General features: G+C 67.5%; 19 protein-coding genes. 14 read left to right on the top strand and 5 right to left on the bottom strand.

Annotated features, from left to right (window positions below):
• The first annotated feature begins 16 nt into the window (after positions 1 to 16).
• The 3 genes from AXYL_RS34335 to AXYL_RS16070 all read left to right on the top strand — a co-directional run bounded on the left by AXYL_RS34335 (position 17) and on the right by AXYL_RS16070 (position 1,801).
• Complete coding sequence (locus tag AXYL_RS34335) at positions 17 to 274, top strand: hypothetical protein (RefSeq protein WP_013393872.1); 258 nt, start codon at positions 17 to 19, stop codon at positions 272 to 274.
• Complete coding sequence (locus tag AXYL_RS16075; protein WP_013393871.1) at positions 271 to 609, top strand: DUF883 family protein; 339 nt, start codon at positions 271 to 273, stop codon at positions 607 to 609. Before AXYL_RS34335 ends, AXYL_RS16075 begins: the two co-directional genes overlap by 4 nt.
• An 82-nt stretch (positions 610 to 691) precedes the next feature.
• Complete coding sequence (locus AXYL_RS16070) at positions 692 to 1,801, top strand: DUF748 domain-containing protein (RefSeq protein WP_013393870.1); 1,110 nt, start codon at positions 692 to 694, stop codon at positions 1,799 to 1,801.
• Here AXYL_RS16070 and AXYL_RS16065 read toward each other — a convergent pair.
• The 3 genes from AXYL_RS16065 to AXYL_RS16055 are packed head-to-tail and all read right to left on the bottom strand — an operon-like array spanning position 1,791 to position 4,764.
• A complete protein-coding gene (locus tag AXYL_RS16065) occupies positions 1,791 to 2,807 on the bottom strand; it encodes a lysylphosphatidylglycerol synthase transmembrane domain-containing protein (protein ID WP_013393869.1) in 1,017 nt (338 codons plus the stop codon). The two genes, AXYL_RS16070 and AXYL_RS16065, sit on opposite strands and share 11 nt — an antisense overlap.
• Entirely contained in the window at positions 2,804 to 4,000 is a 1,197-nt protein-coding gene (clsB, locus tag AXYL_RS16060) for a cardiolipin synthase ClsB (protein ID WP_013393868.1), read from the bottom strand. The genes AXYL_RS16065 and clsB overlap by 4 nt, the downstream gene beginning before the upstream one ends.
• Positions 3,997 to 4,764 carry an endonuclease/exonuclease/phosphatase family protein gene (locus tag AXYL_RS16055; RefSeq protein WP_013393867.1) on the bottom strand — a complete coding sequence of 256 codons (768 nt, stop codon included), beginning with the start codon at positions 4,762 to 4,764 and terminating at the stop codon, positions 3,997 to 3,999. Before AXYL_RS16055 ends, clsB begins: the two co-directional genes overlap by 4 nt.
• Before the next feature lie 217 nt (positions 4,765 to 4,981).
• Between AXYL_RS16055 and AXYL_RS16050 the strand changes: the two genes are divergently transcribed.
• Entirely contained in the window at positions 4,982 to 6,619 is a 1,638-nt protein-coding gene (locus tag AXYL_RS16050; protein ID WP_013393866.1) for an ABC transporter ATP-binding protein, read from the top strand.
• 11 nt (positions 6,620 to 6,630) lie between these two features.
• Here the strand turns inward: AXYL_RS16050 and AXYL_RS16045 are convergent, their stop codons facing one another.
• Positions 6,631 to 7,344, bottom strand: coding sequence for an MgtC/SapB family protein (locus AXYL_RS16045; protein WP_013393865.1), 714 nt, complete (start codon positions 7,342 to 7,344; stop codon positions 6,631 to 6,633).
• 189 nt (positions 7,345 to 7,533) lie between these two features.
• Positions 7,534 to 7,911 carry a hypothetical protein gene (locus AXYL_RS16040; RefSeq protein WP_013393863.1) on the bottom strand — a complete coding sequence of 126 codons (378 nt, stop codon included), beginning with the start codon at positions 7,909 to 7,911 and terminating at the stop codon, positions 7,534 to 7,536.
• Positions 7,912 to 8,647: 736 nt separating this feature from the next.
• Between AXYL_RS16040 and AXYL_RS16035 the strand changes: the two genes are divergently transcribed.
• From AXYL_RS16035 to AXYL_RS15990, 10 genes are all read left to right on the top strand, one after another.
• Complete coding sequence (locus tag AXYL_RS16035) at positions 8,648 to 10,225, top strand: TerC family protein (RefSeq protein WP_013393862.1); 1,578 nt, start codon at positions 8,648 to 8,650, stop codon at positions 10,223 to 10,225.
• A 259-nt stretch (positions 10,226 to 10,484) separates the two neighbouring features.
• Positions 10,485 to 11,495, top strand: coding sequence for a transporter (locus tag AXYL_RS16030; RefSeq protein ID WP_013393861.1), 1,011 nt, complete (start codon positions 10,485 to 10,487; stop codon positions 11,493 to 11,495).
• Positions 11,496 to 11,576: 81 nt separating this feature from the next.
• Complete coding sequence (locus AXYL_RS16025; protein ID WP_013393860.1) at positions 11,577 to 12,740, top strand: formylglycine-generating enzyme family protein; 1,164 nt, start codon at positions 11,577 to 11,579, stop codon at positions 12,738 to 12,740.
• A 32-nt stretch (positions 12,741 to 12,772) separates the two neighbouring features.
• On the top strand, positions 12,773 to 13,750 hold the full coding sequence (locus tag AXYL_RS16020) for an AAA family ATPase (RefSeq protein WP_013393859.1): 978 nt from the start codon (positions 12,773 to 12,775) through the stop codon (positions 13,748 to 13,750).
• Positions 13,751 to 13,757: 7 nt separating this feature from the next.
• Positions 13,758 to 14,717: a DUF58 domain-containing protein gene (locus tag AXYL_RS16015; RefSeq protein WP_013393858.1), complete on the top strand. Its 960-nt coding sequence runs from the start codon at positions 13,758 to 13,760 to the stop codon at positions 14,715 to 14,717.
• Positions 14,714 to 15,214, top strand: coding sequence for a DUF4381 domain-containing protein (locus AXYL_RS16010; RefSeq protein WP_013393857.1), 501 nt, complete (start codon positions 14,714 to 14,716; stop codon positions 15,212 to 15,214). The genes AXYL_RS16015 and AXYL_RS16010 overlap by 4 nt, the downstream gene beginning before the upstream one ends.
• On the top strand, positions 15,201 to 16,223 hold the full coding sequence (locus tag AXYL_RS16005; protein ID WP_013393856.1) for a vWA domain-containing protein: 1,023 nt from the start codon (positions 15,201 to 15,203) through the stop codon (positions 16,221 to 16,223). The genes AXYL_RS16010 and AXYL_RS16005 overlap by 14 nt, the downstream gene beginning before the upstream one ends.
• The gene (locus AXYL_RS16000; protein ID WP_013393855.1) at positions 16,208 to 17,803 is read left to right on the top strand and encodes a VWA domain-containing protein; all 1,596 of its coding nucleotides are present in this window, start codon (positions 16,208 to 16,210) and stop codon (positions 17,801 to 17,803) included. The genes AXYL_RS16005 and AXYL_RS16000 overlap by 16 nt, the downstream gene beginning before the upstream one ends.
• The gene (locus AXYL_RS15995) at positions 17,800 to 19,221 is read left to right on the top strand and encodes a BatD family protein (RefSeq protein WP_013393854.1); all 1,422 of its coding nucleotides are present in this window, start codon (positions 17,800 to 17,802) and stop codon (positions 19,219 to 19,221) included. The genes AXYL_RS16000 and AXYL_RS15995 overlap by 4 nt, the downstream gene beginning before the upstream one ends.
• Complete coding sequence (locus AXYL_RS15990) at positions 19,218 to 20,216, top strand: HAD family hydrolase (protein ID WP_013393853.1); 999 nt, start codon at positions 19,218 to 19,220, stop codon at positions 20,214 to 20,216. Before AXYL_RS15995 ends, AXYL_RS15990 begins: the two co-directional genes overlap by 4 nt.
• Positions 20,217 to 20,261: the final 45 nt, after the last annotated feature.

Here is a 20,261-nt window from a genome sequence, read left to right as displayed (position 1 = left end):
TCTGCAGGAGCCTGACATGACCAAGACCACGCCTTCAAAGCCTGCCCAGCCCCGGGACCGGCAGCAACCGGACCCGGCGCAGCACCCGGCGGAACAGCCAGGGCCCGATCCGGCCGGACAGGAAAAAGACCAGCGCGGCCGCTGGCCGCCCGACAGTCTGCCAAACCCCATGCCCGGGCTGGATCCCCAGCAGACGCCCGGCATCGACCGGCTCGACGGACCGCGTCTTGCGACGGTTCAGAGCGCACGCTTTTTTCACGAGGAGCACGTATGAACAAGCACCATGGATTGCGGGACTTTTTTCAACCGGCTGACAACTCCGCGCGCACGATACGCGAGCTGATCTCCGGAACCGAAGCCTTGCTGCGCAGTACGGCCAGCTACGGCGGCTCGGAGATCGAAGCGGCGCGCGACGGCCTCAAGCAGCAACTGGAAGCCGCGCGCGAACACGCCAAAGGCTGGGAGCAGGCGGCCTGGGACCGGGCCAGGCAGGCCTCCCATGCCGCCGATGAATACGTTCACGAGAACGCATGGAAAAGCCTGGCCGGCGCCGCGCTCATCGGCGTGCTGGCGGGCGTGTGCCTCATGTCAGACCATAAACGCCGCTGAGCGCCTAATCCTTTTTGCCCATTGATGAGACGGGGCGTTTCCAGGACCATGCACGGATTGCGCCGCACCTCCGGAACCCACGATGAACCTCGACCCAGCCGCGCCACGCCGCAAGTCGCCATGGGGGAACGCCTTCGCGGTCTTGACCCTGATTTTGGCCGTGGCCGTCGTGCTGGCGTTTGCTGCCTTGCGCATTGCGGAACAGCGCATCGCGAACATGCTGGGCCCGCGCGGCCAGGTAGGCCACGTCGAGGTCGGATACCGGCAGGTGATCCTCAAGGACGTGACGATCTCCGGCGGCACCGGCCAGGCGGGCGCCACGGCGCGCCAAGTGATCCTGGAGCCTGAATGGTCCGCCTTCCTGCGGCACGAGGCGGTCTTCAAGACTGTCACCATCGAAGGCTTCGACTTCACCGTGGTGCGCAGGACCAATGGGGACATGGACATCGCGCCCGCCCTGCAATCCTCCTTGCGGGCCGGCGAAGGCGGCGACAGCCAGTCCCGGCCCAGGACGCCGATCCGCATCGCGGAATTGATCTTGCGCGACGGCCGCCTGGATTTCGAGGACGCGGCGATCTCCAGGCCTGCGCACCGGATCCCGTTTTCGGACGTCCAGGCGCATCTGCGGCCGCTGGCCATACCCGGCGACGGCAGTCGCAGCGACATGGAGTTCACTGGCAATATCGAAGGCAACCGCAACGGCGCGGCGACAGTGCGCGCGGAGGGCTGGCTGGTGGTCGGCGGCACGGATGCGGACATCAAGGTCGCGGTGCGCAATATGGACATCAAGCATGCCGCCCCATACCTGGCCGACAATGGCGCCACCTCGCTGGCAGCGGGCGCCATGGACCTGGATATGCGCACCGCCATCGCCAAGCGCCAGCTTCAGGCCACGGGCACGGTGGCGTTGCGCGGCTTGCGCTTCAGCGGCGACGGCAGCCTGTTTTCATTGCCGCGCAAGGCGGTGCTGGCGGCGCTGAAGGACCAGAGCGGCACGCTGCGCTTCGACTTCGCCCTGGCAGGCGACCTGGACAATCCCAAGTTCTCGGTCACGCGCGGCTTTACCGCGCAGGTTGCGCGGGGCTTCGGTCATGCGATAGGGGTGGGCGCCGAGGGCGCGGCGGAGGGCGTCACTGGCGCCGTGAAGGAGCTGGGCAATGCCTTGTCGGATCTGCTCACGCCTAAACCTTGAACGACCCGTGCGCATTCTTGCCGCTACCATCCGCGGGCACGACCGCGTGCGCCCGCCTGTGTCTCAGCTTCACTTCCATCACGGCAAACGCCGTCAGGGCCAGGAACAGCGGAGTGAAGGCATAAAGCGCGCGGTACGTCAGTACCGCGCCCAACACCTCGGTGGCTGGAATCCCGGGCGCGAGCGTGGCCACGAAGATCGCTTCGGTGGTACCCAGCCCGCCCGGCACGCGGATGATGAGGGCGGCGAAGCTGGCGCACAGCAGTATGCCCAGCACGGCGGGGTAGCTGGCCTTGCCCTGCAACAGCAGATAGATGATGGCGCCCATGATGGCCCATGACAGCACGGCCACCAGGCTTTGGGCCGCCGCCATCCAGGCGCCGGGCAGGACGGCGTGCTGTCCCATCCAGGTCCAGGTGCGCTGCCGCGCCCGCGCGCACACCGCCACATAGCCCGCCGCCAGTACCAGCAGCGCCACGCCGAGCGCGCGCAACAGATTCGAGCCTATGGCCCAGCCCTGCGGCACGGGCACCGCGCCCGCGACGAACAGCGCGCCCGCGACCCATGCGTAGCCTATCCAGTTGGAGGCCGCCGAAAACAGGGCGACGCGCGTCGCCAAGGACTTGCGGCAGCCCAGGCGGGCGTACAGCCTGAGTCGCGCGCCCAGGCCTCCCAACAGCACGCCCAGACTGAGGTTCAGGGCGTAGCTCATCATGGCCACGCCCAGCACTTTCGGCCAGGGTAGGGTATGGCGGGTGTAGCGTTTGCTCAGTAGATCCAGCGCGCCATAGCTCAGGTAGCCCGCCACGACGAGTACGGCTGCGGCGGCAATGGTGCCTGGCGGAATCCTGCGCATGGCGATCCAGACCTGGGCCCAGTCGACCGAACGGCCAAAGTAGTACAGCAGCGCTGCGACCAAGGCCAGCACCAGTGCCGGCAGCACGCGCTTGAGGCGGGGCCAGCGATGCCGCCATGCACGCGTCAACGTTGAGCGGAACACTCTCATGCCGACTCCCGCTGCGGTTCCATGGCTATGGATTTCAGGCGGGGCTTGTGCGCAGGCAAGCTGCCGGCCCAGGCGGGAAAGCGCCGCAGGAAGTGGAACACGACCACCCCGATCCACAGCCGCCGCAAGCGCCGCTTCGAACCCTCGGGCAGCTCGATGCGTCGGCAATCCTGTTCGATTAGCCGGTCCAGGCTGCCGCGCAGCGCAGTGTTCAATCCGGCGTCGCGCGCCACCACATTGGCCTCCAGATTCAGCGCCAGGCTGAGCGGATCCAGATTGCTGGAGCCTACCGTGCTCCAGTCCTGGTCCACGCAAGCCACCTTTCCGTGCAGCGGGCGCTTGCAGTATTCGTAAATCTCCACGCCGGCGTCGATCAGGTAGTCATACAACATGGACGCCGCCAGCCGCGCCACCAGCACGTCGGGCTCGCCCTGCAGCAGCAGCCGCACGCGCACGCCGCGGCGGGCGGCGTTGGCCAGGTCATGCAGCAACTGATAGCCGGGGAAGAAGTAGGCGTTGGCGATCAGCACGTCTTCGCGCGCGGCGCGTACGCCCGCGCGGTAGTAGCGTTCAATGTCGGTCTGATGCTCGACGTTGTCGCGCACCACCAGGCGTCCGCCGCCATCGCCCGCCGGCATGGGATCCAGGCGCGACGGCCGGCGCCGCCGCGGGCGCGCCCAGGCGTCCACGGCCAGCGCGGCGCGGGCAAAGTCCGCAATGTCCGCCGCCAGCGGGCCTTCCAGCCGCAATGCGTAGTCCTGTTTGGCTTCAGGACCGTAATCAGGCAGATGGTCGGCAGAAAAATTGATGCCGCCGACGAAGGCGATCCGGCCGTCCACCGCCACGATCTTGCGGTGCATGCGCCTGAACACATTGGTGCGCACGCCCAGGAAGCGCGGACGCGGGTCGAAGACATGGACGCGGATGCCGCTTTCGGTCATGGCGCCGACGAAAACATCGCTCAGTTCATCGGACCCATAGCCATCCACCGTCAGGTCCACGCTGACGCCGCGGCGGGCTGCCGCGATCAGGGCGCGCTGGAATTCCTGGCCGACGGCGTCGTCGAAGAGAATGAAGGTCTCCACCAGCACTTCGCTGCGCGCCGCGCTGATCGCTTCCAGCACCGCCGGAAAGTAATCGGTGCCGTTTTCCAGCAGCGTGTAGCGGTTGTGCTCGCGCCAGCGCAGGTTCATAGCGCGATCTCCGCGCAGATCGGCACATGGTCGGACAGCCGCGACCAGACTCGCGAGGCCAGCGGTACCGGCTGCCAGTCGCGGACATTGCGCACATAGATGCGGTCCAGCCGCAAGAGGGGCCAACGTGCCGGAAACGTGCGGGCAGGGCGGCCCAGGCGCGTAGTAAAGACCTCGCGCGTGCCGCAGCCGGTCATCAAGGCATCGGCGCGCAGGCGCCAATCGTTGAAGTCGCCCGCGATCAGCAGCGGTTCGTCGGCAGGCACGCCGTCCGTCACCAGTTCGCACAGGCGCCGCAGCTGCTTGCCCCGATGCCCCTCCAGCAAACCCAGGTGCACGCATATTGCATGGACCGGGGAAGGTAGCGAGGGCACCCGCAGGACGCAGTGCAGCAATCCGCGCCCCTCATGCCCATGCACGGTGACGTCGTGGTTTTCATGGCGTTCGATGGGATACCTGGACAGCAGCGCATTGCCATGGTGCCCGGCCGGATAGACCGCATTGCGGCCATAGGCGAAATCGGTCCATAGCGAGTCGGCCAGGAATTCATACTGGGACAGGGCGGGCCAGGCCTGGTGCCGTTCCGCGTGCCCTTGGTGTTCTCCCAGCACTTCCTGCAGGAACACGATGTCGGGGCTCGCCAGCCTCAAGGCTTCACGCAGTTCATGCAGCATGAAGCGGCGGTTGAAGCTGGTGAAACCCTTGTGCGTGTTCACGGTGAGCACGGTCAGCGTGGTGGCATCGATGTAGTGCGAGGAGGGCATGGACGCTCCGGTAAGGGTCGATCCGCAGTGCGGAGCAATCCGCGTTCCCAAAACGTAAACAGGCGTAACTGACGCAGCGTCACGATAGCCGTGCGCCACAAAAGCTGTGCGCCACAGAAGCTGTGCGCCACAAACCGAATGAGCAAATGAGAAATGCGCAGTTCCCACGCGATCCGGGCAAGCCTACGATCCAGGGCTACTTCGTGGTGGACCACTCATGACCGAATTGCTGCGCATCCAGAATCTGACCGTGAACCTGCCGCCGGGGGCCGACCGTCCGCACGCGCTGAAAGACTTGTCGCTAAGCATCAGCGCGGGCGAGATCGTGTGCGTGGTGGGGGAAAGCGGCTCGGGCAAGTCGCTGACCGCCGGCGCGATCCTGGGGCTGCTGCCGCCGGACGTGCGCGCAAGCGGTGGCCAGGTGCTGTGGGAAGGGCAGGACCTGCTGCGGCTGGCGCCCGAGGCGCTGCGCCGCCTGCGGGGCCAGCGCATCGGCATGATCTTCCAGGAACCGATGACGGCGCTCAATCCGTTGCGCACCATCGGCGACCAGATCGCGGAAGTCTTCCGCACCCATACCCGCCTGGGACGGACCGAGATCCGGCGCCGCACGCTGGAACTGCTGGACGCCGTGCGATTGCCGGACCCGGCGCGGGCGCTGGACGCGTATCCGCACGAACTGTCCGGCGGCCAGCGCCAGCGCGCCATGATCGCCATGGCCCTGGCACTGGAGCCAGCCCTGCTGATCGCGGACGAACCGACCACCGCGCTGGACGTGACCACGCAGGCGCAGATCCTGCACCTGATCCACGACCTGCAGCGCCGCAAGGGCACGGCCGTGCTGTTCATCACGCATGACTTCGGCGTGGTCGCCGAAATCGCCGACCGCGTAGCGGTCATGCAGCGCGGCGTACTGGTGGAAAGCGGCGCGGCGCAGCAGGTGCTGGAACACCCCCGGCACTCGTACACGCGCGCCCTGATCGCGGCGGTGCCGCCCTTGGCGCCGGCCGCGGCCCGGCCGGCGTTGCCGGCCGACGCGCCAGTCATCCTGCGCGCGCAGGGCGTGTCCAAGACCTATCGCAAGCGCGGGTGGTTCGGCCGTCCGGGCCGCGAGACGCGGGCGCTGGACGACGTGACGCTCAGCCTGAAGGAGGGCGGCACGCTGGGCATCGTGGGCGAAAGCGGGTCCGGCAAATCGACCTTGGCGCGCGCCTTGCTGGGACTCGCGCCGCCGGACGCGGGCGGTATAAGCCTGGCCGGCGAACCGCTGGCGCTCAAGGGGACCATCGCGCGGCGCGAGCATGCGCGGCGAGTGCAGATGGTGTTCCAGGATCCCTACGGTTCCTTGAATCCGCGCCAGCGCGTGGGCGAGATCGTGGCGCGCGGCCCCATCGTACATGGCACGCCCAGGAGCGAAGCGCTGGCGCGCGCGCAGGAGCTGTTTGAATTGGTGGGTTTGTCGCCCGACGCCCTGCGGCGCTATCCGCACGAGTTCTCGGGCGGCCAGCGCCAGCGGATCGGGCTGGCGCGGGCGCTGGCGATGCGGCCGCAGGTGTTGATCGCGGACGAACCGGTATCGGCGCTGGATGTGTCGGTGCAGGCGCAGGTGCTGGATCTGCTGGCGCGGCTGCGCGAGCAATTGGGGCTGTCCATCCTCTTCATCACGCATGACCTGCGCGTGGCCGCGCAGGTCTGCGACGACATCGCGGTCATGCAGAACGGCAGAGTGGTCGAAGCGGGCGTCTGCGCCCAGGTCTTCGGCCAGCCCGCGCATCCGTACACCCAAGCCTTGCTGGCCGCCGTGCCGGGGCGGCGCTGGGATCCGGCTTGCGCGGCATTGCGCCAGGCGGCCTGATCCGGGCTGCGCTACACCGTGCGGGCCGCCCAGAACGCCGTACGCACGGCGGGCGAGGCGGCGATGCTGGCCGTGACCCGGTCCAGGTCCAGTTCGTCCACCGACGCCTCGCTGAGCGCGGCCTCGATCTCGACCTCGTTCTCGCCGAACTGGTCGATCTTCAGTTCGGACAGGGGCAGCTGCTCGGTTTCGAGTACGTCTTCCAGCACCGTCATCGCCGCCTGCCGCTGCTCCACGTTTGCGATGACGTGTATCACGGTCGTGACTTCCGTGGTCTGCGGATCCACCGGCTGGCGATTGACGTAGCTGACCACCGGCCGCAGCAAGGTGTTCGCCGCCAGCACGAAGGCCGTGGCGGCAACCGCTTCCAGGATCAACGATGCGCCCGCGCAGGCGCCGATGGCAGCCGAGCCCCATAGCGTGGCGGCGGTGTTCAGGCCGCGGATGCTGCCGCCTTCGCGCATGATGGCGCCGGCGCCCAGGAAGCCCACGCCCGAGACCACATAGGAAATCACGCGCGAGCCGCCGTCGGCGCCACCCACCCGGAACGCCAGGTCCACGAAGATGGCGGCGCCTACCGCCACCAGCACATTGGTGCGCAGGCCGGCGGTACGTTGGCGGAATTGGCGTTCAAAGCCGACCACGGAACCCAGCACGAACGCGGTCAGCAGGCTGACCAGGGTATTGGCCAACGTGATGAACTGGATATTTTCGAAGTTCTTCATCTTCTTCTCGATGCTTCAGCATGTTGTGAGGGGAGCGCAGGGCGCTCAGGGCAGGCGCCAGACCGAGGCCAGGACCAGCAGCAGCCCCGCCAGCCAGATCAGCGCCAGCGCGACGACGCGCGCAATCATCAGGGTTTTGTACGGATCTTTCATGACAGCCTCCCGGCTGCGGCCGCGGCCGCGCTTGTGTCAGGCGGGCAGCACGGCAATGGCCGCGCCCGACTCGCATTCCCAATGCACCCGGCGCACGTCCGGGCTCTGGCCCAGCCGCAGCGCAACGGCGCCCAGCAGATTGCGCAGGTGCGGCGGGCAATGCAGCGTGACGATGGTCGACGCCAGTTGATCCGATTCGCTGCGCGAAATGCGCACCGCCAGCACGCGCAAGTCCAGGTCGCGCAGTTCGTAATAGAGCTGCTTGCGCAGCGCGTTGAGCGTGTCGCCCAGGCTCACGATAGTGAATTGGTAGATGGGCGGGGCCGCCTTAGGCGCGGCCGGCTTATGTCCGGCCGCCGCCATCTGTGCGGCGCCGCTCCGATCCAGGAAGGGCAGGAATTGTTTGATACGCATGATCGTCTCCTTAGCGGGGAGTACGGTGGAAGGTCCACATGCATGCGCCGCCTGGCCGGCCGCGGGCGCGCGCAACCCGGCGCAACGCATCGCGTGTCGGCAAGCAGTAAGGGATAGGGCTGTCGGCCCTTGGGAGGGGGCCGGAGAGCCGGGTCCTGGCTTCAGGCAGGACCGGCGCGGGCTATAGCCGCGGATCCTGCGTCAAGCGGCGCTTGCAGTCGTGTGTCGACTACATCCGTCGTTGTCCACATTGATCTCGGGTGAGTTGAAAGTGCCCGCAGTATATCGCCGCCCTAGGGTAAACACCAGTAAAAATCCTGCAAAGTTGCGGTCCCGCGCCATCCAGGAACCGGACTTGCCCGAATGCGCCGGAAACTAGATTCAGGTAGTATTCAGTTTCCTGTAAGAACGAGAGCAAGGCGGGCGTTCTATACGTTTGCTGCCCCGGCAGCCAGAGCCGTCCGCCATTTATGACTGAAGACCCACCTTCTAGCAGGGCGCCGCAAGCAAGCCGGCGCCCCATGCCCCATCTTCCTGCCACGGCCAGGGCAAGCAGCCCGCACGCCGATTCCATCCTCGCCGCCGCGGCCACGCCGCGCCTGGGTTGCCGCGCTCCGCCGCCAGCCTCCAGACGCATTCGCGCCCACACTGAGCCTTCCGCCCGCGTCCGCGGCGCATTTCCCTTGATCCTGTCCGGCGTCACTTGGCGCGCGGTCCCGATTTGCATGGAATCTCGATGATTTTCGATTGGATGTCCGACCCCACCGCCTGGCTAGGCCTGGCGACCTTGGTCGTGCTTGAAATTGTGCTGGGTATCGACAACCTGGTGTTCATCGCCATCCTGGCGGACAAGCTGCCGCCCGCGCAGCGCAACCGCGCGCGCCTGATCGGCCTGACGCTGGCGATGGTCATGCGCCTGGGCCTGCTGGCGAGTATCGCGTGGGTGGTCACGCTGACCGAACCCATGTTCACGCTGCTGGGCGCCGAGATCTCAGGCCGCGACCTGATCCTGATCCTGGGCGGCCTGTTCCTGCTGTTCAAGGGCACCATGGAATTGCATGAACGCGTGGAGGGCAGCGCCAGCCACGACCAGGGCCAGAAGCCGCAGCATGCGGTGTTCTGGCAGGTGATCCTGCAGATCGTGGTGCTGGACGCGGTGTTCTCGCTGGACTCGGTGATTACCGCCGTGGGCATGGTGCAAGACCTGAGCATCATGATGATCGCGGTGGTGGTGGCCATGGCCGTGATGATGCTGGCCAGCCGTCCGTTGATGGCCTTCGTCGGCCGCCACCCCACGGTGGTGATCCTGTGCCTGGGCCTGTTGCTGATGATCGGCTTCAGCCTGGTGGCCGAAGGCTTGGGCTTCCACGTGCCCAAGGGTTATCTGTACGCCGCCATCGGTTTCTCGATCCTGATCGAGCTATGCAACCAGCTGGCGCGCCGCAACCGCGCCAAGGGCACGCACGCCCTGGGCCGCCGCCAGCGCACGGCGCAGGCCGTGCTGCGCCTGCTGCGCGCCGGCCGCGCCGGACAGGCGGGCGCGCAGGCCGACGAGGTGGCCGCGCTGGTCGACGGCGCGGAGGGCGAACCTGCCTTTGCGCCTGAGGAAAGCACCATGATCGAGCGCGTGCTTTCCATCGGCGGGCGGGACGTGCGCTCCATCATGGTGGCGCGCGGCGACATGGTCTGGCTGGACGTGGCCGATACCCCCGAGGCCATCGTGCGCAAGTTCGCCAGCGGCCACTCGCGTCTGCCGCTGTGCGCCGGCGATCCGGCCAATGTACTGGGCGTGCTGCACTTCAAGGACCTGCTGCCGCTGTTGCAGAATCCTGGCCCGATCGATCTGGTGGAGCTGGCGCGCGAACCGCGCTACGTCATGGAAACCACGCCGGTGCTAAAGGTGCTGGACGAATTGCGCGCCTCGCGCGACCACATGCTGATCGTGGTCGACGAGCATGGCGTGTGCGAGGGCCTGATCACGCCCATGGACGTGCTGACCGCCGTCGCGGGCGATCTGCCCGAGCACCAGGAAGACCAGCCCGAAGCCTTGCAACTGGCCGATGGATCCTGGCTGCTGGAGGGCCGGCTGGCGGTGGCGGAAGCCGCGCGCCTGCTGGACGCGCCGGCGTTGGCCGATGAGTATCCGGACGCAACCTTGGCGGGCTGCCTGCTGCGCGCGGGCGGACGGATTCCCGAGACGGGAGACTCGATCGCGTGGCGCGACTGGCGCTTCGAGGTCACCCGGCGCGATGGGCTGCGCATCGATCAGGTGCACGCCAGCCCGCTGCGGCAGGAGGCTGAGCAGGCGGGCTGACGACACGCCGCCGGTAATCGCTGTCCCTGGGGATGCCGCGAGGCATCCCTTTTTCATTTGGCCGTCATATGGCGGCGCAACAGCTTTCGCCGGGCTGAAAAGGCATCGCGCGCCTCGGAAACCCGGCTTGGTGAAAGTAAAACTCTGTGCGAATATTGCGAAGGATTTCTCGACTTTTGATTTCGGCGCTCATTGCTGAAATCAGCGTTTCCGTACGGCGTGTCTTTGCATCTTGTTATCTCCAGCCGGGGTACATCGCATGGGCAGTACGAGTTCGGCATTCAAGAGAATCAGCGCAGCAGTAACCGCGGCCAGCAGCGTGCTGTTGGCGCGCGCAGTCGTGCTCTGCGCCGCACTGTCGTCGCCCACGGCGGCCTGGGCCACCGAAGGCGCGCTGGGACGTCAGATCACCGGCACCAACGTGCAGCCCAACGCAGGCATCGTGTCGCCGGAACCGATCTGGGCCGTCAACCTGTCGCAGATCTACCTGGACGGAAACATAGGCGGCAGCCGGGAAGTGCCCATAGGAGGACGCACCTCGCTGGGCCTGGACGCCAAAGTCGCGTTCACGCTGGCCACTGTTCTCAAGACCTGGGACACCGGGCCCGGACGTTGGAACTTCGCCTCCAGTTTCACCTTGCCCTACGTCTGGACCAAGGTGAACTCCACCGTGACGGGCTCCGGAGGACGGAGCGCCGGCCAAAGCGATACCGCGTCGAACCTGTTCGACCTGTATTTCTCGCCCATCATCGCGGGCTACCACTTTTCCGAAACCTCGCACATGGCGCTCAGCCTGAATATCTGGGCGCCCACCGGCAAATACAACGCCGACGATATGGCCAACCCCAGCCTGAACAACTGGACCTTCATTCCGCAGGTGGCGTACACCAAGATATTCCCGGACTCGGGCTTTCAGTTCGATACCGTGGCGGGCATCCAGTTCTATACCCGCAACAACGCCACCGATTACCGCAACGCGCCGCTGTTCAGCATGGACCTGATGGGTCGCAAGGTATTCAGCAATGGCGTCAGCGCGGGTTTGATCCTGGGCACCATTCAGCAGCTGGGCAACGATTCCGGCCCGACCGCGGACCGGCTCAACGGTTTCAAGGGACACGATTGGGCGCTGGGTCCGATCGTGACCTATGACAGGAAGCTGGCGGACAAGCGCTCCCTGTCCCTCAGCCTGCGCTGGGTGCCCACGATCAGCAGCACAAACCGTCTGGACAGCAACGACACGGTCATGGCGACCGCGACGCTGGTGTTCTGAACGTCAGCACGATTTCAAGGGGGCTGTCAGCCCCGGGCGCGGCCCCGCCGCTCCTGAACCGCTAGCTTTCGGGTGATTGAAATGGCAAAGCAAACACAAGGGAAAACACGCTACGCCGGAGCATTGCTGCTGGCCGGCGTGGTGTTGGGCGCGGGCGCGAGCACCGCTTATGTGGTCATGGGCAAGGACGGCCCGCCGGCAGCCGTCAAGGTGGTGCTGGGCGACGGCAAGAGCGGCCCAGCCGGCATGGCTTGGGTGCCGGGGCGCGAATTCCTGATGGGCAGCAGCCACAAGCTGGCGCAGCCCAACGAGATGCCGGCGCACAAGGTATCGGTCAGCGGCTTCTGGATGGACGTCAACGATGTGACCAACGCGCAGTTCCGCCGCTTCGTCGAAGCCACGGGCTACGTCACGACCGCCGAGCAAAAGCCCAAATGGGAGGACCTGCAGGTCCAACTGCCGCCCGGTACGCCGCGTCCCGACGAGCGCCTGCTAGTGCCCGGCGCCATGGTGTTCGTCGGCACCGAGAGCGAAGTGTCGTTGCGCGACTATTCGCGCTGGTGGCGCTATGTGCCTGGCGCCAATTGGCGTCATCCGCAAGGGCCGGGCAGCTCCATCGCCGGCAAGGACGACCATCCGGTCGTGCAGGTGTCGTATCAGGACGCGGCAGCCTATGCCAAATGGGCCGGCAAGCGCCTGCCCACGGAATCGGAATGGGAGATGGCCGCGCGCGGCGGGCTGGAGCAGGCCACCTATGCATGGGGCGAGGAACTGCTGCCGCAGGGCAAGCCCATGGCCAATATCTGGGACACGCAGCAACCGCAGCCATTCCCGGTGGTGAAGGATGAGAAGGTGCAGGTCGGCACCATGCCGGTGGGCAGCTTCTCGCCCAACGGCTATGGGCTGTACGACATGGCGGGCAATGTGTGGCAATGGACCGCCGACTGGTATCGCGCCGACGCCTTCAAGATCCAGGCGCAATACCGCCAGCCGCCCGCCAACCCCGCAGGGCCGGCCGACAGCTACGACCCGGACGACGGCATCGTCCCGCCGGGCGCGCCCAAGCGCGTGACGCGCGGCGGCTCCTTCCTGTGCAGCGACACCTATTGCATCAGCTACCGCACCAGCGCCCGGCGCGGCACGGACCCGATGAACGGCATGTCGCACCTGGGATTCCGCACCGTCATGACGCCTGAACAATGGAAGCTGGCCCAGACCGCCAGGAACGGCGTCGCCAGCCGCTAGCGCGAAATGCCATCCGTCACTCAGGAGGGGGAATGACCACGAGCAACCGCGACAGCATCCTGGAACTGGAGCGCGCCATCGCGCGCTCAGTGCTGGGCCAGGGCGCCGTCATACGTGAAGTATTGCTGGGCCTGTTGGCCGACGGCCATCTGCTGCTGGAAAGCCTGCCCGGGCTGGCCAAGACGCGCACCGTCAAGACCCTGGCTCAACATCTGGCCGCTGCCATGAGCCGCATCCAGTTCACGCCCGATCTGCTGCCTTCGGACATTACCGGCGCCGAGGTGCTGCAGCAGGATGTGCAAGGCAATAGCCGCATCCAGTTCCAGCAGGGGCCGCTGTTCGGCAACCTGATCCTGGCCGACGAGATCAACCGCGCGCCGGCCAAGGTGCAGGCCGCGCTGCTGGAGGCCATGGAAGAGCGGCAGATCACCGTGGCGGGCACCACCCACCGCATGCCGCGCCTCTTCATGGTGCTGGCCACCCAGAATCCGATAGAACAGGAGGGCACCTATCCCTTGCCCGAGGCGCAGATGGACCGCTTCATCATGAAGGTCGTGCTGGACTATCCCGACCCCGACAGCGAAAGGCAGATGCTGGCCATGTTGCGAGGCGAGTCGCGCCAGGACGCGGGCGCCGATTCCGCGCCGCTGACGCAGGAGGCCTTGTTCGCCTGCCGCGCCGATATCGATCGGGTACATGTGTCCGAGGCGCTGGACCAGTACCTGGTGGACCTGGTCAATGCCACGCGCCATCCGGCCGGGCAGGACGCCGATCTCGCGCGCTGGATCCAGGTCGGCGCCAGCCCGCGCGGCGCGATCGCGCTGGACAAGGTGGCGCGCGCCCACGCCTGGCTGTCGGGACAGGATTACGCCTCGCCCGATGACGTGCGCAGCGTGGCCAGGCCGGTGCTGCGGCATCGTCTGCATCTGTCCTATGACGCGGTGGCCGACGGCGTGTCGGCGGACCAGGTGATAGACAAACTGCTGGACACCGTCGCGGTGCCGGCCTGAATCCGCCATGCCCTCAGCCGCTCCTTCCCCCGAAGTCCAGGTCCGCATCACGGACCTGATGGCGCTGGAACCCGCCGCGCGCGGCCTGGGGTTCTTCAGCCGCCAGCCCGTGCGCAGCATACTGGCCGGCCAACATGGTTCGCGCCTGCGCGGGCGCGGGCTGGACTTCGAAGAGTTGCGGCGCTACCTACCGGGAGACGACCTGCGCCAGCTGGATTGGCGCGCCTCGCAGCGCCTGGGCAAGCCCTATGTGCGCACCTACAGCGAGGAGCGCGACCGTCCGGTGCTGCTGGTGGTGGACCAGCGCATGGGCATGTATTTCGGTTCGGTGCGCAGCTTCAAGTCGGTGGTGGCCGCGCGCGTCGCGGCGCTGTCTGCCTGGATGGCCTATCAGGCGGGCGACCGCGTGGGTGGCTTGGTGTTCAGCGACGCGGGCATCGACAGCGTGCGCCCGCTGCGCAGCCGAGAACGCATCCAGGCGCTGTTCGCCGCCATCGCGCGGCGCAGCCAGTCGATGGGCGCCGATCGGCCTGATGTGGACGCGTCTGGCCGGCTGAATGAAGCTCTGCAAGGCGCGCTGGCGCATGCGCCGCACGATTGCCTGGTGTGCGTGGTCAGCGACTTCGCTGGCGCCGACGATATGAGCTTGCGGTTGTTGCGCAGCTTGGCCGCGCACAACGACGTGGTGGCCACGCTGGTGTATGACCCGCTGGCGCTGCGTCTGCCTTTGCGCGGCCGGTTGGTGGTGACGCAAGGCGAGCTGCAGGTCGAGGTGGCGGCGGATCGCAAGCAGGTGCGCGAGCCGCTGTCGGACTTCTTTTCGGGACGACTGCATGACGTGGCCGAGTTGCTGCGACGCAGCCGCGTGCCGCTGCTGTCCATCGACACGGCGGACGACACCGTGGCGCAGTTGCGCCGCGAACTGGGTCGGCAGGCGAACCGTGCGCAAGCCAGGGGCAGGGCATGAGCGCTGACGCCGCACCGTCCATCGAACAGCTGCGGCAGCTTCCGCTGCCCGCGCCGGTCAGCTATTGGCCGCAGACCTGGGGCTGGCTGGTCCTGCTGGCCGCGGTGCTGGCGCTGGCCGGATGGGCTGCATGGCGGATTGCGCGCCGCCGCAGGCGCAATCGCTACCGCCGCGAGGGCCTGCGCATGCTGGAGGCCCTGCGGCGGGAAACGCAGTCGGACCCGCTGGCCGCGCGTGCGCTGCCGGAACTGCTCAAGCGCGTCGGATTGTCGTCAGTGGCAGAAACCGACAGGGCCAGGGTGGGCGCCTTGCAGGGCGCGGAGTGGGTGGCCTTCATGGACGACGGCATGGCCGTGTTTCCTCCCGACGCCGGCGTCTTGCTAAGAGCGTTGGCCTATGCGCCGCCGCACACCTTGCGGGCCATCGACCCCGCGCTCGTGCGGAACTTGTTCACCGCCAGCCGGCAATGGATGGAGCGTCACCATGTGGCGGCTTGAGTATCCCTGGCTGTTGGCGCTGCTGCCGCTGGGCTGGCTGGCGTACCGGTATCTGCCGCCATATGTGCAGCGCCGCAGCGCCGTGCGCATTCCGTTCTTCGAATCGGTGGCGCGCAGCACCGGCCAGACGCCGCAGCGCCCCGGCGTGCGCGGCGACCGCTGGCAACTGGCCTTGAACGCGCTGGTTTGGCTGCTGCTGATCCTTGCCCTGGCACGGCCCGAGCGGGTCGAACCGCCGCTGGAACATCGCCAGCCGGTGCGCGACCTGCTGCTGGCCATCGACATCTCGCAATCCATGGAGACCGAGGATTTCGTGGCGCCGGACGGCCGCCGCGAGGACCGCTTGAGCGGCGTGAAAGCGGTGGTGGCCGATTTCATCGACCGCCGCCAGGACGACCGGCTCGGCCTGATCGTGTTCGGCACGGCCGCCTATCCGCAGGCGCCCCTGACCCAGGACCATGCCACGCTCAAGCTGCTGCTGGGGCAGGTCAGCACGCGCATGGCCGGACCCAACACCGCCATCGGCGATGCCATCGGCGTGGCGATCAAGCAATTCGAGCACGCCGGCGAACATGACCAGGTGCTGATCCTGCTGACGGATGGCAACGACACCGGCAGCGCCGTGCCGCCCGACCGCGCGGCGTCCATGGCGGCCGCGCGCCATATCGTGGTGCACACCGTCGGCATCGGCGATCCGCAGGCGGAAGGCGAGGAAAAGGTCGATTTCGATGCCTTGCGTGCGATCGCCGCCAAGACCGGGGGCCGTTTCTTTCCGGCGCAGGACCAGGCCTCGCTGCGGCAGGTCTACGCCGAGCTGGACCGCATCACGCCGCACGAGGTCCGCGAGCTGCGCCATCAGCCCAAGCAGGATTTCTTCTGGGTGCCGCTGGGCCTGGCGCTGTTGCTGCTGGCGGGTTGGCATCTCGCGGCCGCGCTGCGCGGCTGGCGCCACGGCGCCAAGCCGCAAGGCGATGCAAGCGTGGAGGAGGGCCGATGGAAGTCGACCTGAGCGCCTTCCATTTCCTGCGCCCCTGGTGGCTGCTGGCGATTCCGGCCGCGTCCTTGCTGCTATGGCGGCGGCGGGACGAGGACGGCCAGCTCGGATGGCGCAGCAATATCGCGCCAGCGCTGCTGCCGTACCTGACCCTGCGCACGCAAGGCAGCCGCGGGCCGCGTCCCGCGCAGATGCTGGCCGCCTTGCTGGCGCTGGGGGGCATCGCCGCGGCGGGGCCGACGTGGCAGCAGGACCGCCCGGCCTTCCTGGACAATCTCGCGCCCCTGATCGCGGCGGTGGACCTGTCGCCATCGATGGACGCGGCCGATCTGCCGCCCAGCCGGCTGGAGGCCGCCAAACGCAAGCTGCGCGATCTGCTGAAACGGCGCGCCGGCGCCAAGACGGGCCTGATCGCCTACGCGGGCTCCGCGCACCTGGTGCTGCCGCCCACCGACGATCCCGCGCTACCCGACATGTTCGTGCAGGCCCTGTCCACCGGACTCATAGCCGCGCCGGGCAAGGACGCTGCCGGCGCCATCGCCCTGGCGGCGAGTCTGCTGCAGTCCGGCGAGGCGGGCGGCACCTTGCTGCTGGTGACGGACGGCGCAGACACCGGACAGTTGGCCGAGATCGAGCGCCTGGCCCGAGCCAGTTCCTTCCAGATACTGGTGTGGGCGGTGGGCACCCGCGACGGCGGCGTGGTGCGCGACGCCCGCGGCCAGCCTCGCATCGATGCACAGGGCAGGCCGGTGCTGGGGCATTTCGACGAGGACGCCCTGAAACAGCTGGCGCAGGCCGCCCGCGCACCGCTGGGCAGCCTGACCTTGAACGATGACGACCTGGACTGGGTGACGCTGCACGCCGAGCGCCACTACCAGGAGGTCCAGGACGCGGACAAGCTGCTGCATTGGAAGGACGCGGGCTATTGGCTGTGCTGGCCGCTGGCGCTATTGGCGCTGCTGTCGCTGCGGCGCGGCTGGAACATCAACTGGACGGCCTGCCTGCTGCTGACCGTCATGGCCGCGCTGTACACGCCTCGGGTGGACGCCGGCCCGCTGGCCGACGCCTTCTTCACGCCCGATCAGCAAGGCCGCTGGGCCTATGAGCACAAACGCTATGCCGAAGCCGCGGCCTTGTACGCAGATCCTTACTGGAAGGGCCGCGCCGCCTACGACGCGGGCGAGTACCAGGCAGCGTTGGCGGCGTTCGCGAAACTGGATACGCCCGAGGGCTACTTCTATCTGGGTAATACACAGGTCCGGCTGCGCAGCTACGACGCGGCGCTCGCCGCGTATGACCAGGCCCTGCGCCTGCGGCCGGACTTCAGCGCGGCGCGCGACAATCGCGAGCTGGTCGCCAGGCTGATCGCCGCCGCCGAAAGCGAGCAACAGGACGACGACTCGGAGAAGCCCGACGAAACCCGCGTGGACAGCAACAAGAGCGCGGGCAAGATGATGCGGACCACGGTGCCCGAAGCCGCGTCCGACGAGGTCTGGCTGCGCAGCCTGAGCCTGTCGCCTGCCGGCTTCCTGAAGCAGAAGTTCGCCATCGAAGACGCGCGCAAGGCCGCGCCCTCGCAGGGGAAGCTGCCATGATCCGCTGCCATGCCGCGCTGTTGCGCCATCTGGGCCTGCTGCTGTTGTTGCAGCTGGGACTGTACGCCAACATGGCGCGTGCCCAGTCCACCGATGAGGGGCCGCAATTGCGCGCCGAAGCCCGCATGGCGGTGTCCGGCGACCTGACGGCGGGCGCCACGTCCATCCTGCAGGTCGACGTGCTGACTTCGACCTGGTTCACCCAGCCGCCGCAGCTTCCCGCCCTGGATATGCCGGGCGCGCTGGTCTCGGGGCCGTCGGGACAGGCCAGCATCATCCGGACCTCGATTGGCGGCGTCGCGTACAGCGGACTGCGCTTTTCGTATCTGATCAGTCCGCAAACGGCGGGTATCCTGCAGGTGCCGGCCATCCACGTCAGCGCGCAGGTGGGGCAGGCGTCCGCGCCGCTGGCCGCGCAGACGCGCCCGCTGGAGGTACGCGCCGCGGGGCCGCCGGGCGGCATCGCCGGGCGCGCCCTGGCGGCAAGCGCGGTCCAGGCCACCCAGCAGATCCGCTATTCGGCCGAGCCTCCCGCCGTGGGCGACCACGTCAGCCGCGTCATCACCATAGAGGCGCAGGGCGCGCAGGCCATGCTGATTCCGCCGCCGGCCATGGCGGCCGTACCGGGCCTCAAGCTGTACCCGTCGGAGCCCGAGTTGACACAGCTTTCCGACAACCGCGGCGGCTTCCTGGGCGGACGACGGGTGGATCGTCTGGATTATGTGATCGAACGTGGTGGCGCCTTCGAGCTGCCCGCGGTGGAAATCCGTTGGTGGAACATCGCGGCCAATAAGGAAGAGCGCGTGGCGCTGCCGGCGCAACGCTTCGAGGCGAAGGCCGGCGCCGCCTACCAGACGCCATTCTCGGTCGAACAGGACCTGCGGGACATGGGCCGGCAGGTGCAGGTGCGTATCCCGGGAGGGTGGCTGGCGCTGGCCGCCGGGGCGGCGCTCGCGGCGCTGGCCTGGTGGCTGGGCGCGCCCTGGCTGCGGCGGGCAATTGCCCGGCTGCGCGCCGGCTTGCGGGCGCGGCGCGCACAGTGGCGCGCGTCCGAACCCTATGCCGCGATGACGCTGCGCCGCCTGTTGGCGCAACCGCGGCCGCGCCTGGACGCGCTTTACGTCTGGCTGCGGCGCGCTGCTGGGGCAGCCACGGTTGCACAGGCGACGGCTGGCCTGGAATCTGCGCTGCGGCAGACCGGGACCGACGCGCTGCGAGCCATCTATGGCCGCGATCCTGACGCGACGCTGGGCTGGCGCGGCTTGCGCGGGGTGTTTCCACGGTGGCGCCGCGCCTTGGTCGCCCGGGCAAGGCCGGCCGAAGCGCATGGTCTGCTGCCTCTGAATCCCCGGCCAACGGAATCCTCACGCGGACGCGCAGGCATCGCGTCCGGCGAACCTCCAGGAGATCTCCCATGACGACGCCTTTGCTGGTCCGGCGCTGGTTTGCGCTGCTGATCCTGTTGCTGCTGGCCAGCGTGGCGCGCGCGCAGACGCCGTTGCCTTCCTGGAACGAGGGCCCCTCGCGCCAGGCCATACTCAGCTTTGTGCAAGCCGTCACGGCCGAGGGCACCCCGGACTACGTGGCGCCAGCCGACCGCATTGCCGTGTTCGACAACGACGGCACGCTATGGAGCGAGCAGCCCATGTACTTTCAGCTGATCTTCGCGCTGGACCAGCTCAAGGTCATGGCGCCCCAGCATCCTGAATGGACGACGGAGCAGCCCTACAAGGCCGCGATCGAAGGCGACCGCCAGGCGCTGGCCGCGGCGGGCACGGAGGGACTGCTGAAGATCGTCGGCGCCACGCACACCAATATGACGACGCAGGCCTTCAGCGCCGAGGTCAGGCAATGGATCAAGACCGCCCGCCATCCGCGCTTCAAGCAGCCATACACCAGCATGATCTACGCGCCGATGCTGGAGCTGCTGGACTACCTGCGCGGCAACGGCTTCAAGACCTACATCGTGTCCGGCGGCGAAGTGGAATTCATGCGGGCCTGGGCGCAGGACGTCTACGGCATACCCCCCGAACAGGTGATAGGCACCACCTTCGTCACCGAGTTCCAGATGCGGGACGGCAAGCCCGTGCTGATGCGCACGCCCAAGCTCGACTTCAACGACGACGGCCCGGGCAAGCCCGTGGCCATCAACAAGTTCATCGGCCGCCAGCCCATCTTTGCCTTCGGCAATTCGGACGGCGATCTGCAGATGCTGCAATGGACGGCGGCCGGCAGCGGCAAGCGCTTCGCCGGCCTGGTGCACCACACCGACGCGAAGCGCGAATGGGCCTATGACCGCGAGTCCCGGATAGGCCGTCTCGACAAGGCGTTGGATGAAGCGGAACAACAGGGTTGGGTAATCGTGAACATGGCAAAGGAGTGGAGAAGGGTATACGCATTTGAAACACAGTGATTCGTTTACGTGACTGGGAACCGCCCGCAAGGGTCAGGAGAAAGC

Source organism: Achromobacter xylosoxidans A8 (assembly GCF_000165835.1).
In the GTDB taxonomy this organism is placed as follows: domain Bacteria; phylum Pseudomonadota; class Gammaproteobacteria; order Burkholderiales; family Burkholderiaceae_B; genus Achromobacter; species Achromobacter xylosoxidans_B.
This window is presented reverse-complemented; position numbering and strand designations above follow the sequence as displayed.

Excerpts from the sequence above, each read along its gene's own strand:
- AXYL_RS34335 (WP_013393872.1), top strand. The coding sequence starts at position 17 with ATGACCAAGACCACGCCTTCAAAGCCTGCCCAGCCCCGGGACCGGCAG.
- AXYL_RS16075 (WP_013393871.1), top strand. The coding sequence starts at position 271 with ATGAACAAGCACCATGGATTGCGGGACTTTTTTCAACCGGCTGACAAC.
- AXYL_RS16070 (WP_013393870.1), top strand. The coding sequence starts at position 692 with ATGAACCTCGACCCAGCCGCGCCACGCCGCAAGTCGCCATGGGGGAAC.
- AXYL_RS16065 (WP_013393869.1), bottom strand. The coding sequence starts at position 2,807 with ATGAGAGTGTTCCGCTCAACGTTGACGCGTGCATGGCGGCATCGCTGG.
- clsB (WP_013393868.1), bottom strand. The coding sequence starts at position 4,000 with ATGAACCTGCGCTGGCGCGAGCACAACCGCTACACGCTGCTGGAAAAC.
- AXYL_RS16055 (WP_013393867.1), bottom strand. The coding sequence starts at position 4,764 with ATGCCCTCCTCGCACTACATCGATGCCACCACGCTGACCGTGCTCACC.
- AXYL_RS16050 (WP_013393866.1), top strand. The coding sequence starts at position 4,982 with ATGACCGAATTGCTGCGCATCCAGAATCTGACCGTGAACCTGCCGCCG.
- AXYL_RS16045 (WP_013393865.1), bottom strand. The coding sequence starts at position 7,344 with ATGAAGAACTTCGAAAATATCCAGTTCATCACGTTGGCCAATACCCTG.
- AXYL_RS16040 (WP_013393863.1), bottom strand. The coding sequence starts at position 7,911 with ATGCGTATCAAACAATTCCTGCCCTTCCTGGATCGGAGCGGCGCCGCA.
- AXYL_RS16035 (WP_013393862.1), top strand. The coding sequence starts at position 8,648 with ATGATTTTCGATTGGATGTCCGACCCCACCGCCTGGCTAGGCCTGGCG.
- AXYL_RS16030 (WP_013393861.1), top strand. The coding sequence starts at position 10,485 with ATGGGCAGTACGAGTTCGGCATTCAAGAGAATCAGCGCAGCAGTAACC.
- AXYL_RS16025 (WP_013393860.1), top strand. The coding sequence starts at position 11,577 with ATGGCAAAGCAAACACAAGGGAAAACACGCTACGCCGGAGCATTGCTG.
- AXYL_RS16020 (WP_013393859.1), top strand. The coding sequence starts at position 12,773 with ATGACCACGAGCAACCGCGACAGCATCCTGGAACTGGAGCGCGCCATC.
- AXYL_RS16015 (WP_013393858.1), top strand. The coding sequence starts at position 13,758 with ATGCCCTCAGCCGCTCCTTCCCCCGAAGTCCAGGTCCGCATCACGGAC.
- AXYL_RS16010 (WP_013393857.1), top strand. The coding sequence starts at position 14,714 with ATGAGCGCTGACGCCGCACCGTCCATCGAACAGCTGCGGCAGCTTCCG.
- AXYL_RS16005 (WP_013393856.1), top strand. The coding sequence starts at position 15,201 with ATGTGGCGGCTTGAGTATCCCTGGCTGTTGGCGCTGCTGCCGCTGGGC.
- AXYL_RS16000 (WP_013393855.1), top strand. The coding sequence starts at position 16,208 with ATGGAAGTCGACCTGAGCGCCTTCCATTTCCTGCGCCCCTGGTGGCTG.
- AXYL_RS15995 (WP_013393854.1), top strand. The coding sequence starts at position 17,800 with ATGATCCGCTGCCATGCCGCGCTGTTGCGCCATCTGGGCCTGCTGCTG.
- AXYL_RS15990 (WP_013393853.1), top strand. The coding sequence starts at position 19,218 with ATGACGACGCCTTTGCTGGTCCGGCGCTGGTTTGCGCTGCTGATCCTG.